This window comes from Shewanella acanthi, assembly GCF_019457475.1.
Classification (GTDB): Bacteria; Pseudomonadota; Gammaproteobacteria; order Enterobacterales; family Shewanellaceae; genus Shewanella; species Shewanella acanthi.
On sequence record NZ_CP080413.1, the window covers coordinates 2,326,162 to 2,342,378 of the forward strand.

Annotated in this window: 15 protein-coding genes; 4 read left to right on the top strand and 11 right to left on the bottom strand. The window is 44.7% G+C overall.

From position 1 onward, the window contains the following. Positions 1-5 precede the first annotated feature (5 nt). Together pdsS and K0H61_RS10105 are read left to right on the top strand one after the other, a co-directional pair. The gene (gene pdsS / locus K0H61_RS10100; RefSeq protein ID WP_220049062.1) at positions 6-2,195 is read left to right on the top strand and encodes a proteobacterial dedicated sortase system histidine kinase; all 2,190 of its coding nucleotides are present in this window, start codon (positions 6-8) and stop codon (positions 2,193-2,195) included. A 204-nt stretch (positions 2,196-2,399) separates the two neighbouring features. Next, entirely contained in the window at positions 2,400-3,599 is a 1,200-nt protein-coding gene (locus tag K0H61_RS10105; RefSeq protein ID WP_220049063.1) for a cystathionine beta-lyase, read from the top strand. A gap of 171 nt (positions 3,600-3,770) precedes the next feature. Here the strand turns inward: K0H61_RS10105 and K0H61_RS10110 are convergent, their stop codons facing one another. The 10 genes from K0H61_RS10110 to yegD all read right to left on the bottom strand — a co-directional run bounded on the left by K0H61_RS10110 (position 3,771) and on the right by yegD (position 11,146). Beyond that, positions 3,771-4,091 carry a hypothetical protein gene (locus K0H61_RS10110; protein ID WP_220049064.1) on the bottom strand — a complete coding sequence of 107 codons (321 nt, stop codon included), beginning with the start codon at positions 4,089-4,091 and terminating at the stop codon, positions 3,771-3,773. A gap of 118 nt (positions 4,092-4,209) precedes the next feature. Beyond that, complete coding sequence (locus tag K0H61_RS10115) at positions 4,210-4,782, bottom strand: hypothetical protein (protein WP_220049065.1); 573 nt, start codon at positions 4,780-4,782, stop codon at positions 4,210-4,212. A 76-nt stretch (positions 4,783-4,858) separates the two neighbouring features. After that, complete coding sequence (locus tag K0H61_RS10120) at positions 4,859-5,266, bottom strand: DUF4386 domain-containing protein (protein ID WP_220049066.1); 408 nt, start codon at positions 5,264-5,266, stop codon at positions 4,859-4,861. A gap of 78 nt (positions 5,267-5,344) precedes the next feature. Further along, on the bottom strand, positions 5,345-5,824 hold the full coding sequence (locus K0H61_RS10125) for a DUF1851 domain-containing protein (protein WP_220049067.1): 480 nt from the start codon (positions 5,822-5,824) through the stop codon (positions 5,345-5,347). 108 nt (positions 5,825-5,932) lie between these two features. Beyond that, on the bottom strand, positions 5,933-6,466 hold the full coding sequence (locus tag K0H61_RS10130) for a hypothetical protein (RefSeq protein ID WP_220049068.1): 534 nt from the start codon (positions 6,464-6,466) through the stop codon (positions 5,933-5,935). Between the two features lie 86 nt (positions 6,467-6,552). Next, positions 6,553-6,996 carry an Imm26 family immunity protein gene (locus K0H61_RS10135; RefSeq protein WP_220049069.1) on the bottom strand — a complete coding sequence of 148 codons (444 nt, stop codon included), beginning with the start codon at positions 6,994-6,996 and terminating at the stop codon, positions 6,553-6,555. Between the two features lie 130 nt (positions 6,997-7,126). After that, complete coding sequence (locus K0H61_RS10140) at positions 7,127-7,321, bottom strand: hypothetical protein (RefSeq protein WP_220049070.1); 195 nt, start codon at positions 7,319-7,321, stop codon at positions 7,127-7,129. A gap of 167 nt (positions 7,322-7,488) precedes the next feature. Next, entirely contained in the window at positions 7,489-8,178 is a 690-nt protein-coding gene (locus tag K0H61_RS10145; protein ID WP_220049071.1) for a hypothetical protein, read from the bottom strand. 857 nt (positions 8,179-9,035) lie between these two features. After that, complete coding sequence (locus K0H61_RS10150; protein WP_220049073.1) at positions 9,036-9,536, bottom strand: CreA family protein; 501 nt, start codon at positions 9,534-9,536, stop codon at positions 9,036-9,038. 143 nt (positions 9,537-9,679) lie between these two features. After that, positions 9,680-11,146: a molecular chaperone gene (yegD, locus tag K0H61_RS10155; protein ID WP_220049074.1), complete on the bottom strand. Its 1,467-nt coding sequence runs from the start codon at positions 11,144-11,146 to the stop codon at positions 9,680-9,682. A gap of 373 nt (positions 11,147-11,519) precedes the next feature. On the opposite strand from yegD, the gene ppk1 reads away from it, so the two are divergent. Both ppk1 and K0H61_RS10165 read left to right on the top strand, forming a co-directional pair. Next, a complete protein-coding gene (gene ppk1, locus K0H61_RS10160; RefSeq protein WP_220049075.1) occupies positions 11,520-13,676 on the top strand; it encodes a polyphosphate kinase 1 in 2,157 nt (718 codons plus the stop codon). 42 nt (positions 13,677-13,718) lie between these two features. Continuing rightward, positions 13,719-15,263, top strand: coding sequence for a Ppx/GppA phosphatase family protein (locus K0H61_RS10165; RefSeq protein ID WP_258405938.1), 1,545 nt, complete (start codon positions 13,719-13,721; stop codon positions 15,261-15,263). A 59-nt stretch (positions 15,264-15,322) separates the two neighbouring features. Here K0H61_RS10165 and K0H61_RS10170 read toward each other — a convergent pair whose 3' ends face one another. Further along, the gene (locus K0H61_RS10170) at positions 15,323-16,186 is read right to left on the bottom strand and encodes an ion transporter (RefSeq protein WP_220052624.1); all 864 of its coding nucleotides are present in this window, start codon (positions 16,184-16,186) and stop codon (positions 15,323-15,325) included. Positions 16,187-16,217 lie beyond the last annotated feature (31 nt).

Below are 16,217 nucleotides of genomic sequence, written 5' to 3' on the forward strand. Positions count from 1 at the left end.
CGTCCATGAAGAAGTATTTGCGCCACGCGGTCACCCGTTTTCCCTTCGGCCTTCGCACTAAAGTTATTGGGCTGAGTCTGTTCTTACTCTGCCTGCCTTGGCTTGGGTATCAATACGTGTGGGAGATGGAAAAGTACCTGCGTCTAGGGCAAGAACGGACTCTCGAAGGCACCACACAAGCTGTGGCCACCGCGCTGCATGAAAGGCCAAAACTGTTTGACAGCCAAGCAAGCTTTTTAAAGCAGGTCGAAAAGGGACGCGATCTCTACGCCTATCCGCTCAATGGTGCTATTCAGCTCGACGGTAAACTCAACGAGTGGCAGGAATATCGCCATCGTTTCATTCAATATGGCGAGGCCAACCAGATTATGCGAGCGGATCCTGACGTGCCCGTCGCTATCAGCTTCACCCATATGGTTGGCCAATACGATGGCTATCTTTATGCATTTTTTGAAGTGGTCGACCCCGATGTTGTACTGAGGGGACGCAATGTCCTAAGAGTCGATAAAAACGATCACCTCACAATTGCCACCCTTTCGCCTGATAACAAATTTAAGCGCTATATAGTCGCCACACCACAACCCGGCTGGATCAGTGCTTTCCAACTGCCCACCAACCCTAAGCTGACCTCTCCTGTCACCCCCGAAGTGCGGATCCAAGGACAATGGGCAACCACGGATGTGGGTTACAATATCGAGCTGCGTATTCCGCTCGACATGGTCGGCAGCAAACTTGGCTTTACCATTTCAGATGTCGACGATACTCGCTACCACGATATTAAAGCTGTCGTGGGCACCTCAGCCCTCGATACGGTTGATAAACTCGGTACAGTACTGGTTCCCTCCCCTGAAATTGAAAGCATTATTAAAGGGATGAGCCACTATAGCTCACGCATTTGGGTGGTAGATAAACACGGCCGCGTGCTAGCAAAATCCGGTGACATTCGCGCCAACAGCAGTGTATGGGGACGCACTGTCGACGATGACAATGCTAAAGGTGCATGGGAAAGTTTTAAGCGCGAATACCTGCACCCGCTGTACTATAAGTTTTTGACTAAACCGCCGAAGGATTTTATCGACTCACTGCAGGATTCGACTGAGCTCGACGGTAACCATATTCAAAAAGCATTGTCGGGTCAGCAGAGCTCAACCTGGCGTTTGACTCCAGATAATAAAGCCGTGGTGCTGGCAGCGGCTTCGCCGATCTGGATTGATAACAATGTGATGGGCGCCGTAGTGGCCGAAGAAACCACCCACGGTATTCGCACCCTGCGTAACCGCGCGCTGGAAAAACTGTTTAACGTCATCCTCACCATCATGAGCTTAGGCACCTTTGCGCTGTTTATCTTTGCATCGAGTATTTCCAATCGTATCCGTCGATTAAGGGACGAAGCGGAAAGCGCCATCGATAGCCAAGGACGGGTGAAAAACCACTTAAAACCATCGAGAGCAAGGGATGAAATCGGCGATCTCTCCCGCAGTTTTGCCAGTATTGTTGGACGACTCGGCCAATACACCCACTACCTTGAAAATATGTCTTCAAGGCTCTCACACGAACTTCGTACCCCCGTTGCCGTGGTGCGTTCATCCCTTGAGCATTTAAACCTGCAGACCCTCGATAAAGACACCCAAAAATATGTCGACCGCGCCCAAGAGGGCGTCAGTCGTTTAAGCCTTATCTTGAACAATATGAGTGAGGCAACCCGCCTTGAACAGAGTTTGACCCAGGCCGATGTCACTAAATTCCCACTGTCACAGGTGGTGAGTGGTTGTATGCAGGGCTATCAAATCACCTATCCAGAACAACCGTTTACGGTGAAAGTCCCTGAACAGCCGCTGATGATGCAGGGAGTGCCCGAATATATCGCCCAGTTAATGGATAAACTTATCGCCAACGCCATTGAGTTTTGTGTTGAGGGGAGCGCCATCGAAGTGACGTTAACTCAGGTCGGTAAACAGGCGACCCTGCTGATCAGTAACCTAGGCCCACAGCTCCCCGTGGATATGTCGGAGCAAATCTTCGACTCCATGGTGTCGGTGCGCATCAATCAAGCCCAGAATAAACCCCACCTTGGGCTTGGACTCTATATCGCGCGTCTTGTGACCCAATTCCACAAGGGTAAAATTCTTGCCCGCAACCGCCGTGAGCAAAACGGGGTCGACATTTTGGTGACCCTGCCACTTATTGATAAATAGCAAGGCAAAGCCCGCCGATAGCAATCTTTATCGGTTTTCCTAGATAAACAGCCATCAACCATCCTCAATAAGCTTGCGGTATATCCTTAGCAACTTGAGGCAAAGTCATCGTTCTGCCTCCTGTCATTTTGTTTGCTTAATGCTAAGATGACCGCCACTCATGATAAAAAATTAATTGAAACTGACTCGCTAAGGTAATGAACTATGACGGAAAAACACCAACAAGCCACGCAAATCGTCAGTGCCGGTAGAGACAAAAAGTGGACTAAAGGCGTGATTAATCCGCCGGTGTTTCGTGCTTCTACTATCGTATTCGATACCATGGAAGACATGCGCTACGCCGCAAAAAACAAAACCAATGGCGAGATGTTCTATGGCCGTCGCGGCACCCCAACCCACTTTGCTTTTCAGGCCGCGATTGCTGAGTTAGAAGGTGGTTTTGGTACTGCGCTCTACCCATCGGGCGCCGCAGCGATCAGCGCGACTTTAATGTCATTTTTAAAATCTGGCGATCATTTGCTAATGGTCGACAGTGTGTACGAACCGACGCGGGATCTGTGCACTAAACTGCTTGCAGGTTTAGGAATTGAGACCACTTTCTACGATCCTCTCATTGGAGCGGGTATTCGCAAGCTGATTAAGCCCAATACTAAAGTGTTGTTTTTAGAGTCACCTGGCTCTATCACCATGGAAGTGCAAGACGTCCCCACACTGTGCGACATTGCCCACGAGCATGGGATAGTAGCGATTCTAGATAACACTTGGGCATCGCCAATTAACAGCAGACCTTTTGAGCTGGGCGTCGATATCTCGATTCAAGCGGCCACCAAATACATTGTGGGCCACTCTGATGTGATGATTGGCACCGCCACCGCGAGCGAGAAATATTGGCCGCAATTGCGTGAAAACAGTTACTTAATGGGGCAAACCACCTCCCCCGATGATGTTTACTTAGCGACCCGCGGATTACGCACCTTAGGGGTACGCATGGCGCAGCACGAAAAGAATGCCCTCAAAGTGGCAAACTGGTTGCTGACCCGCCCCGAGGTCGACCACCTACGCCACCCTGCGTTTGAAACCTGCCCAGGCCATGAGTTCTTTAAACGCGACTTTAGCGCCTCTAACGGCCTGTTCTCCTTTGTATTAAAGCAAGGAGATTCAGCCTCAGTCACTGCCCTGTTAGAAAATATGAGCCACTTTAAAATGGGCTTCTCTTGGGGCGGCTACGAGAGTTTGATCTTGAGCTACTTCGGCATCGATGGTATTCGCAGCGCCACCAAGTGGGATTCAAGCAAACCTTTAATTCGCCTGCATATTGGCCTTGAAGATCCTGACGATCTGATTGCCGATTTAAGTGCAGGTTTCGACCGCTTTAATGCTGCTCTAGCTGCAAAGGTGAAATAAGGATTGAGTGAGTACGTCAGTTGCTGATTGACTCTACTAACTGATCAAATTGCTAGGCCAGCAAAACCTCAAGTCTGGCAATTTGGGGACAAAAAACACAATGCTATGTTTTCCACATCGGCATTGTGTTTTTGTTCGAGTGCTCGGCTTCGCGAGGCCTATCCATATTTGTTATGCGTTTTTGCATTTGCTTTGTTCATGACTGCCACTGACTATTAGGTGAACGTCTTTAACTGAAACTGAAGGGTTAGCATTTGCAAGTGCTACATAAACCTCAGCAACCATCACTGGATCCGCACAATAATCAACGTCTAACGTTACCAATGAAAACTTGAGTTGTTTCAGCTTGCTTTCCAATTCTGCCGAGTTCAGCTCTTCATCCGAGGTGTTTATTGAATAGCTCGTTTCCTTTACAAAAATTGTGATTGACTCATCGGCTAGGGCTTTGCCACTGGTTATGAAAAGAAAAACTAAAACCAAAATGCAACGCATAAATCCTTCCTAAACGTATAACGCCCGCATAATGGGCGGATTAAGCTTGGCTAAAATTAGCGAAAAATGAGCGCAGCCAAGCTTTAGACGTCCATTCATTAATGCGTTTGTTATATGGCTATTTGCTGTCTAGCCAACATTTAGAAAATACTATGTCATTAGAGTTGGAAACAATAAGCTTGTGAACATAATCCAAACTATGAACAGGGGCTGGGTCTTTACCAACCATATACACAGTATTAGTTGAAGCAATTAGTTTTTCATTAATACTTACCGATGCTTCATTGTTTAACAATAAGCCTTCGAATAACCCTTGGTAACCCGCCATAACATGAATTGCTTTATTTAACTCTTGCCCTTGCAATCCTTCTGTCGCGATCCAAAGGATTGAATGATCCACAAGTTTGTTTTTCGGTAATACAGACAAGCTATTAATTATGTATTCTTTGGCGCTTTTCAAATAAGGTTTATGAGTTGCCATATTACCTTCAACAAAATTTATCGCTTTTGAAACAGAGACAATAACTTTTGAGTTGTTAGTTTTATAGAAAATTGCAGGTAGCTCATAAGATACGGGATGGCTTAAATCGGATTTCCATTTAACAGGGTACTGATTTGACTCGCAAGGGTCAGAGTCGGCATAAACTAAGCTAGAAGCTAAAAATACCATCAAAACTAAAAATTTACGCATACTTTCCTTAGCCATATAACGCTTTAAACAGCGGAAAACGCGAGCGAAGCGAGTGGTTTTCCGATGATTTAACTTGTTAAATGCCATTTTGCTCACGCTTAGCTTGTTGTTTGATCCTTGGCATTTGTATTTGCAACCAAATAAATACTGGTGCTAGAGGAACGAATGCTAACCAAGATTGCATTTGAAAAGCCCAAAAGTAAACAAACCAACCTTGGGCAGCAATTAAACCCAATAACTTTAACCAACGTGAAAAAAGCATTAAATCGCCCATTGCTGCTAATGGTAAACCAAAACAAAGCGCACCTAAGCCATACAGCCAAAGGTTGAAATTTACAGATGACGCAATTATGCCGACATCTATGGCAATACCAAAGAAAAATGGAAATAAAACCAGCAACATGACGGTTGTAAGAAAGTGCTCATTACGTCTGTGCTTTTCTTGAGCTTTATTTTTTTCTGCAAGTTTCTCTAATGTATCCATGGCATTTAACGCCTAAATAACAGGCAATTTTGAGCGCTGCCAGCGCTTAAAATTGTCCTAGTTGATTTTATTGTTAGGCTATTCAATTGCTTTAAAACTCACTTTTTCGCCGCTAGGTGTATTTTGAAATTTTCCCAATAAATCGCCTAACCCAATTAAATATTTCTCAACTTCTATTTTTTTAAAATTATCTGTATCAAATGAGCACTCCTTAAAGACGCATGGGATATGAAAGCCAAAGCATTCCCCCTTCTCTAATCTTAAGTCGGTTTTTTGCAACATGGTCAGAACTTTTGATAAAAAATAATAGTCAATAAACTCTTCGTCTTCTAATTGACTGATAAATATTTCTTTAGTATCTGCTACTTTTTCATAGCTGGCATTTGAAGTACTAAGAAACCAAACTTCACCATTATCAAGAATGACAAATATTTCACCAAATTTTGTAACTAAAAGAATATTAAATTCTGGATTCCTTTTCAGAATCCACGCCCAGTACTGGAGGCAGTTCTGCCAGTCAATCCCATCTTGATCAATAGTGATATCTTCTAGATTCATTATTAGCCTAACGCCCGCATAAGGGGCTGATAATAGTTTGCTAAAATGTGAAGCGGAGCGGAACCGAGCAAACTGTTAGCAGTCCCATACTTAATGCGCTTGTTAGGTTTACTTTATCACCAAATTCAGTTGATACTTTTTGTTAAACTCATTAATAGCACCTGACTTAATATTACTTTTACTGTCAAAACAAAAGCTATTTTCCGAGCACTCCAGAGTGGTAATCGGATCAATATCGTGAACCCCTCTAAATGAAAATACACTAGTACAACTTGTTGGTTCTTTAGTTTCTGAACCAATGCAAACAAAGGCCATTACGGGTTTCCATTTACAAATAGTAGTAGGATCTAACTCTTGCAATGGAACTCTTATTGAATGTAATTCACCAATTATTTCAGGTCGATAATTGATTTCAAATTGTTGGGGTACATCTCTACCGAGCGCTATATGATAATTAGTACATTGGCTTAGGTGTGAGTGTGTTCTGTACTCAACCTTGATTTCATATGTTAAAGGCTTTTCAATATTTCCATGAATATCAATAAATTGTTCATCAGGATTGGCATATTTAACAAAACCTCCTTTTGATGAGCAACCAGATATTGCAACAAATAGTAATGTGATGAAGATGAACCTATCCATAGTAAACCTAACGCAAAACACACGGGCGACAGGCCGCGCAGCGGGTTGGCGTCCCAGCGACCAGCGGGAGCGAGTGCTGCGTATTGTTATGCGTAGCCATGCCGCTGCACCCCAGGTAATAACAGCTTTTGATAATAATTTGGGTCATGCATTTCATCCCATGCACGCAAACCAAAGAAAGCCGATAAAAACATTTGGATGTTACCCGAACCAATAACCGTAGCTCCAATCCACCCATCTGTCTCTGCTTCTCGATATGGAAGTTTGCAATTTGATATTTGTACTGGGGTATTTGCGATACGACTCCATGTCCCATTATTAAAAAGATCTTTGGTCACAAACTGAACCGAAATAGGACTGAATAGATGTTCGATATCACAGTTTTCATCTGTATTTCGCACGGTAAAGAATGCGCATGTTATCGAATTCAAAACTTCTTTTTGTATTTCAACAATCTGTCCGAGGACCGAAGAATCATCTTCAATTGGCACCCAAAAAATATCGCCGACTTTAGCTATCTGTCTTGACATGATTCTCCACTACGCATAGTCATACCAACGCCCGCTTAACAGGCGTAAAATGCTTGGCTAAAATTAGCGACGAAGGAACGCAAGCCTGCTGTTTTGCGTCCTTTGTTTAGGCACTTGTTAGGTGTACTTATTAGCCAATACCAACAATTTTAAGAGCGTTTATGCTAATAAGTAATACACCAATTATTATCAAAGCATTTGGGGAGATTGCCGTGCCTTGATTAACAAGGTTCGCTTTTAAAGCTTTTCCACGAATAACCATGTAACCTCCAATGCAAATCATAAATAGATTGATCATTACACCAGCTAATAAATATGGATCCATTAACTATTTATCCTAATGAAATTTTTGTTAGAGCAGATACTAAATTTTAACTGTACACATAACGCCTCAATCAGAGGCAAAAAACAGTTGGTTAATATTGGCGACGCAGGAGAAAAACCAACTGTTTTTTTGTCCTGCTGAATTGACTTGTTATATTTCAATAGCACCTATTTCATTAACTCTAAATCCACCTCAGAACTTTTGGTAATACTATTAACGTAACCGTTAATTAAAGCAACGAAAAGGTAATGAACTGTTTTTACATCCTGATGGCTTGGTTTAACATACTGACCACCTAAATAACCATTGTTATGAGTAAAGGCATTTCTGAGATCTAATAATTTTTTAGAGAAGTCATTTTTAATCGTTGGCATCTTCAATCCAAACAATGCATCCGAAAGCCTAGAGATTTGAATGGGGTCATGAAGTGTTGCTCTGAGCAATTTTTGTTTTAGCTCATCTTCTGATAGTGTTTTTTGGGAGCTTATCTTTAAGTAATTGGCATCTTTATCATTAAGTTTTTTAATGTTTGATAATGCAAGTTTTATATAGTCTGTTTTGTTGCAACAAGCACTAAATAATTCATGAATGAAACCTTCATAGACAGAAATTATACCTACAAGCAAAGTTCCATATAAAAAAGAGTTAAGGTCAGATTCATTTTTTTGACTTTCAATTGCTTCATTTAATGAATTCATATTTTCATTGAACCTTTCAACTGAAGATTTAAGTTCAAATAAAAGATCTATCCATTCGAAGGCATTGTCGATTTCAGCATTTAGAATGTCCATTTCTTTTTCGTGTAACTCACACTCACGTTCAAACTCTTCGAAGTCGAAATCTAAATCGTCATCCATGGAAATCACCTGTAGTCGAGAATGAAATATAACGCTTAACAAAAGAGCCGCGTGCTTTTTTACGCGGTCTCTTTCTGTGTATTGTTGTTTGATTGCCAACACTGAACCAATGCCTACTGACTCAGGCATGTAATGTGGCAATTTCCGGGAGATAGCGCGTAGGGAGAAACTGTATGACAACTCACCGCTCTGCCTAGAGAATAAGTAGCTGTCCACTGGAACAAATCACGACTTGTTCAGCGGCCGCTACTTATTCTCTAGGTTGATAAAGAGTAGTGCGCTGTCAATGCTCCTTCCAATACCCTTTTCACATAAACACAAAAATTCTTATACTGTATTAATATACAGCGCTTTTAGAATTTACAGCTACACTCTAAGGTATCGCGCTGTCTCCCCGTGCAAACAACATTTTATTCGTGCGCATGCGCATTTATCAGGTTAGACCAGTAAAAACGCGCACAGTTAACTACTTGTTTATGCGAAAGTTATCAGCTTTTTATCAAATATACCATCCGGAAAAACGCGCATGCGCGTTTTCCAAACCTATTATCTAACCTTTTTAGATAATATCCTGCTGATTTTAAATGACTTTAAATTATTTCCATTGAGAAAACGCGCACGAATATTGCTTTAAAACACTCAAAATAAGCGTATTTAAGATATGACTGTATATCCATACAGTTTTCAGCTGTTATAGAGAAGCACTAAAAGTGGACGGCTAATAGATGAGATTTTGTAGGATGCCTCGTTCGTAAAGTCCCGAATGAATAAACGAGTGCGAGCAAGTTTTGGGGCGCAATTCGGTTAGCCGCTTGATCACTAGACACTTTTGCCACTAACCGATTAAAAGCATTTCACTATGGGTTATTCATCGCTGAAGTGGTTGGTGTATTTGTTAAGGCAGGACTCACCCATGCTTCGGAACCATATAACGGCACAGTTGACAGCGCATGCTTATGGCTGCCATTGGTTTCCTTGGTGGAATAGGATAAATACAATAGCGTTTGATTTTGAGCATCGAAGATACGGCGCACTTTTAAGGACTTAAATAAAATACTTAAAGACTCGGTAAACACAATTTCACCATTTTTACTCTTATCAATTTTGGCGATATCCGCTGCCGTGATGAGCCCAGTTTGACGGCAGCTGATGCTCATATCCGAGGGATCGGCAAAATCCAAATTAGCTTCGATACGGCTAATGTGGCAGGTCACGCCAGGGATTTTAGGGTCCTGCTTGGCATCGATGATCACATCCTTAGTGGTAAAAAGCCCAAGGCTAACTTTGCCGACATCATCACCGCAGCCACTTAACATCCATACACTTGATGCCAGTACTAACGTGTTAACTAGTTTCATGCTTTTATCCTTAATTAAATGTCCTGATGTTCAGCCAAGCCTAGTGCAAGGTTAATTGCTGCCGTTTACTTGAGTACTTCGCGTCGACGCCCAGTTTTACCTCATAAAGCACAGGTTGAGTCGCTAACACGGCTTAAACAGCCCTACTGTGCGAAGCGTTTTTGCGCCCAGCGGGTCAAGCCCGCGGTCACCGAGCCGAAATGATCCCCGACGACCACTGGCGTTTCAGGGTAGAGGCTCGTGATTTTAGCGTAAATGGCTGGGCTTCTTGCGGTGCCGCCGGTCACGTAAATCACATCAGGCTTGCACTCGATTGCATCTACTTCAAGGCTTAATTCCTCAGGCGCGAGGCCATTAGACGCAAGACTCTTGGCGGCCTGTGTTAAGGCTTGATGCATAAGGGCTTCAACCTTAACAAGCGATGGCTCTATGGCATTTTCAAAGATCTCTCGGCTCACCTCAGCGTTTAAGGTTTTTTCGATAAAATCAAGAGCCATTGCCGTGTGCTGGCTATCGGAAAGCGCAATTTTAGCACGCTCGGCGAGGCGCACAATTTGATAGCTAAGCTGCTGCTTATGCACTTTTAACAGTCGACCCAGTAAAGCCGGTTGCTCGGCATCCTTAATCAGATCGTCAATTAATTTACGGGTGCTTAAGGTCGCAAACTCCCGCTGGGCGCTGATATCGTTCACGGCCACCGCGTTCCAAAAGGGATTACTTGGCATAGGTTTGCCTGTATTCATCAACGAACCTAAACCAAAATGTGGCATAAAGGCATTCATGGCCAGCGCGATATCTAAGTCGTTCCCGCCAATACGCTGCCCGCTATGACCCAAACAATCGGCGCTCCTATTGAACTCAGCCCTATGATTTGGCCCCATTTTGACGACCGAGCAGTCGGTGGTGCCGCCTCCCACATCGACCACGAGCACGGTTTGGTTTTCCGTTAAGCTCGCCTCGTAGTCCATCCCTGCCGCAAGTGGCTCAAACAGAAAATCCACATCGACGAAACCTGCGCGCTTTGCGGCAAGGCTTAAAATGGCTTCGGCCTGACGATTACTCTCTTCACCGCCAATGCCTTGAAAATTCACCGGACGACCGATAACGGCGTGGGTAATGGTTGCTCTAGCTTGAGCTTGGCTATCCTGAAAATGGCTATCCTGATTAAGCACCGCCTCGGCACGTTCTTTAATGTGCTGCATCATCAGAGTGACGATATCTTCAAAGAGTGCGACTTGTTCAGGGCGAAGCCCCGTCGCCCCTAAGAAAGATTTGGGCGATCGGACATAAAAACCTTCTTCGGGCATTTCAAGGTAAGCTTCAACGGCCTTTTCCCCCACAAACACGGCGGGGGTATCGGTATCAAGATCGAGTTCATGACGAACCATGCGGGCACGGCTCAGTTGCGCCGCGCGTTTTTTGGCGTAATCGGCCTTTTGAGCATCGGGCAGAGCACGGTACACCGCCTCCGCGATCAATTCTCGGTCCATGGCGTAAAGTGTCGATGGCAAATAAGCGGAATTGGCAGAAAGCGGCACGAGTTTTACATCATCACCCAGCATCACCCCAACGGCGCAGTTAGCACTGCCATAATCAAATCCGACAAACATCGCTTTACTCCAACAATCAAAAAGCCGTCCAAACTATCACAAAACACCCTATTCCCAAAGCGGCTAATGCTAAGACCCAATGATTACCTAAGGGAATGGGTACAGATAATTGAGGCATCGCGTGTCAAACCACTAAGTCATTTAGCGCGTAAGCAGGCTTAAATAATTCAGTCACATCAGTGTCATACATGTCATATTTCTGAAATAGCTAGCCCTTATCTTCAGACCTCGATAAGCTGTTAATGTTTATGTACTTTATACGGTACACCTAAGTTGATGAGCCATTAAATCTGCTGGAATTAAATGCCATTGCCAAGGTTGCAATGAATGCTATTGTATATTTGCCATGACGCTTGCTAAAAGGAGCTGTGCAGTGTCCCCTAACACCGAAAAACTTTCTATCGATAAAGAACTGTCTTGGTTATCCTTTAACGAGCGCGTGCTGCAGGAAGCCTGCGATCCCAATGTTCCGCTGGTAGAACGAGTCCGTTTCCTCGGCATTTTTTCAAATAATATGGATGAGTTTTTCCGTGTGCGGGTAGCCGCCGTACGCCGCGCCATTTTACTCTCATCGTTGCAGGAAGGTCGCAGCAACAGCCGCCATCTAATGGCAAAAATTCAGTCTAAGGTAATGACGCTGCAGGAGCGCTTCGACAACATCTATTCAGATCTGATGCGCGAACTGGTAAGGCGCAATATTCTGTTAATCAACGAGAAACAGTTAAATGAGTTCCACAGTAACTGGCTTAAAAAGCATTTTCGCGATCACCTAAAGCGCCATATCAACCCGCTTATCGTCAATAACAACCGCGATCTGCTCAAACACATTAATGACGAGGCCACCTATTTATGTGTGTGCTTATATTCTAAAACCCGCCGCCAATATGCGTTGGTTGAAGTGCCGACTAAAAACGTGCCGCGGTTTGTGGAATTGCCCGCCGAAAAATCTAAAGCGAAGAAGTATTTAATTCTTTTAGATAACATTATCCGCCACTGTGTGGACGAGCTGTTTGGCCCCTTCTTTGAATTCGAATCCATTGAAGTATTTTCGATGAAGCTGACCCGCGACGCCGATTTTGATATCACCGACGAACTCGAACAAACCCAGCTCGAGAAAATGACCAAAGGGTTAAAAAAACGCCTCACCGCCGAGCCTGTGCGTTTAGTGTATGACAAGGAAATGCCCGAACATATGTTAGAAATGCTTAAAGGCAATCTTAACATCAGCTCGACCGAGTGTTTAATTCCAGGCGGCCGTTACCACAGTTTTAAGGACTTTATTGGCTTTCCTAATCCTGGGAGGGATTATCTTGAGAACGAAAAACTGCATGCACTGAACAGCACTGGTTTTGCCCGCAGCGCCAACAGTTTCGATGCGATAAAAATGGGCGATATTATGCTCAATTATCCCTATCACAAATTTGCCCACTTTACTGAAATGGTACGTCAGGCAGCCTACGATCCGGCGGTGCGCTTTATACGGATTAACCTTTATCGGGTGGCGAAAAAATCCCATGTAATGCAATCCCTGATTGATGCGGTGAAAAACGGCAAACAGGTCACTGCGGTGATTGAGCTGCGGGCACGTTTCGATGAACAATCCAATATCGAGTGGACGCGAATATTAGCCGAAGCGGGGGTGAAGGTGCACCACGGTATTCCAAGCCTTAAGGTGCACTCTAAACTGTGTCTGATTGGCCGTGAAGAGCAAGGCGAAATGCGCCTCTATTGCCATGTAGGTTCGGGTAACTTTAACGAAAGTACCGCAAGGGTGTATACGGATTTGGCGCTATTTACCGCCAATCAGGAAATTGCCCGTGAAGTTGAGCAGGTGTTTGATCTCATTGAACACCCCTACCGCCGGGATAACTTCCAGCATTTGATTGTTTCACCCTACGATGCAAGGCAAAAGCTGAGCCATTTAATCGATAATGAGATTGTGAATGCAAAGGGCCATATCAAGGCTTCCATTACCTTAAAACTTAATAACCTGCTGGATGAAACCTTAGTTCAAAAGCTATATGAGGCGTCGGCTGCGGGGGTAAAAATCAAGTTGCTTATTCGCGGTATCTGTTCGCTCATTCCACAAATTCCGGGTGTGAGTGAAAATATCGAGGTTTACAGTATTGTCGATAGGTTCCTTGAACACTCGCGGGTGATGTTGTTCCATGCGGGCGGAGAAAACAAACTCTTTGTCTGCTCCGCTGACTGGATGAGCCGCAATATCGACAACCGTGTCGAGGTGAGTGTACCGATTTATGATCCACGTCTAAAGCAGATGGTGATGGACATTTTATCCTTGCAATTTAACGACAATACCAAGGCGCGCATCATCAATAAGGAGCAAACAAACCCCTATCGCAATCGTGGAAATAAACGTAAGGTGCGCTCGCAAATCGCCATTTATCAATACCTGATTAATTACGAAAAACGTTGCCAGCAGGAATTTATCGCACAGCTTGAAGAGCAAAAACAGGCTGAAGAATCTTCGCCAGCCATCAACGACGCATTACAGGCCAAGGCCAGCTAATCAACTGACCTTTATCATCACGATTGCCGAAGGATTATCTAATTGGTTGCCACACATCCACAATCACGACACTTTGTCGCTATCGATATGGGCTCAAACAGTTTTCACTTGGTGATTGCCCGCGAGCAGGATGGCAGCCTGCAGATTTTACACAAAGAAAAACAGCAGGTTCAGCTCGCCATCGGGCTAAATGCCCAAAACATCTTGAGTGATGATGCCATCAATCGTGGCCTAAACTGCTTAAGGGATTTTAACCAACGGTTCTCGAATCTTGACCAAGCGCAGGTTCGCCTTGTCGCCACCCATACGCTGCGGGTAGCCAAAAATCGTGACAAATTTATCGAGGCAGCGCTTGCGATCATGCCCTACCCCGTTGAAGTGATTTCGGGCCATGAGGAAGCGCGGCTTATCTACAATGGGATAGCCCAAAGCCAAGTACTCGGCAAACGCAATATCGTCATCGATATCGGTGGCGGCTCAACCGAGGTGGTACTCGGCCAGAAAAACACCCCAACCCAGTTATCGAGCCTGCGCTGCGGCTGCGTAAGTTTTAACGAACGCTATTTTATCGGCGGTCAAATTTCAGCTTCCGCTTTTCGCGCAGCCCAAAGCGCCGCGGATAAACAGTTCGCTTCTTTATCTAAGGAATATTTTCTTGGCGACTGGGACTTAAGCCTTGGCAGCTCAGGCACAGTGAAAGCCATCTGCGAAGCCATCAGTGAAGATCACGGCGATGAAACCATAACCCTTGCAAGGCTCAAGCAATTAAAGCTTAAACTCATTCGATTTGGTGCGATAAGCAATGTGCAATTTGCCAATGTGGATGATAAGCGCACCCGACTCGTACCCGCGGGACTTGCGATTTTAATTAGTTTCTTTAGACGTTTACCTGTAAGCCAACTTGAATTTAGCCCTGGCGCACTGCGTGAAGGCGTGCTCTACGAACTGGCAAAAATCGGCCAGTATCAAGATATTCGCCACCGTACCGTCGACAGCATCGCTCAGCTATACCATGTGGATATACCACACGCCTCCAAGGTGCGCGATACCGCCATGGCACTCTTTGAGCAAGTGGCCGATGACTGGGGCCTAAGACCCCATGCAAGGTTGTTATCCTACGCCGCCATGCTGCATGAAATTGGGCTCCACATAAACTCCAAGGCGTTGCATAAACATGGCGCCTATATCATTAGCAACAGTGACTTACCAGGGTTTGATGAAAGCCTACAACAGGATTTAGCACGGCTCATCGCCAACCATCGCAAAAAACCTAACGAGTTGTTTGTCGCCGAACTTGACCCTAACCATAAACTCACCCTGATAAGACTCGCCTGCCTGCTGCGTCTGGCGGTGCTCATGCACCTTGGCCGTTTCGCCAAGGCGTTGGTATTAGAGGAGATTCAAGTCATTGAAGGCGGTTTACTGCTGGTACTTCCGAGTCGAAAACGAAAAATCATACTCTTTATGAAGGATTTACAACGCGAACAAAAACACATGGCAATGCTAGGTATGCAGCTTCAGCTAGTCTCAAGCCTCGTGTCACACGATGAAAAATTCAGTAAAAATGCAGTAAAAAAAGCCATTTAGAGGCAAAACCAGCTTGCTCCCTTTTACGGTGAGGGAGCAAACATTGCTAAATCAATTCATCAACTTTTCGGCTTTGGCGGTTCGAGTCTGTCTAACTCACAACCACAGCGACTGCAAAAAGCAGCTTCGAGATCGTGCCCCATTTTATGGCATTGATTACACTCGCGAAGATCCCGATGACGCCCCACTTCCTGTGAAATCTCCGCACTTAAAATCCCCGTTGGAATGGCAATAATCGAGTAACCTAGCAACATAGTAAAGGCGGCAATTGCCTGACCTAGCTCTGTTTTTGGGGTGATATCACCATAACCAACGGTCGTAATAGTCACAATTGTCCAATACACAGATTTAGGAATTGAACTAAAACCGTTTTCTGGCCCTTCAACCACGTACATCACGGCGCTCAGCACCATGATAATCAGGCTCACGGAGAAGAAAAAAAGGAACACTTTACGACTCGATTGCAACATGGCTCGCAGTAATAAATTACCTTCGCTTAAATAGCGCAATAATTTAAGTACTCTGAAAATCCGAAATAGCCTTAATATCCTAATAACGAGCGTGAAATTCGCCCCAGGTAGGAACAGCGCCAGATAACTGGGGAGCACTGAGAGTAAATCTACCACGCCGTAAAAACTGCGGGCATAGAGCAACGGCTGAGTGGCGCAGTAGATCCTAGCCGCATATTCAATGGTAAAGATGATGGTAAACACCCATTCGAGTATACGGATAATATGGCCATAGTCCCGGTGGAACACTTCCACGGTGTCGATAAATACCAGCGCAACGCTCATCACAATGCAGACCATCAAGGCGATATCGAAGTACTTACCCGCGGGGGTATCGGTACCGAAAATGATGGTGCGGAGCTGACGCTTTAATGCACTCTCAGTGTCATTTTTTTCAGGTTGATGGTCGGACATCATGGTAAAACTTCCTTGCGGTAAATTGGGT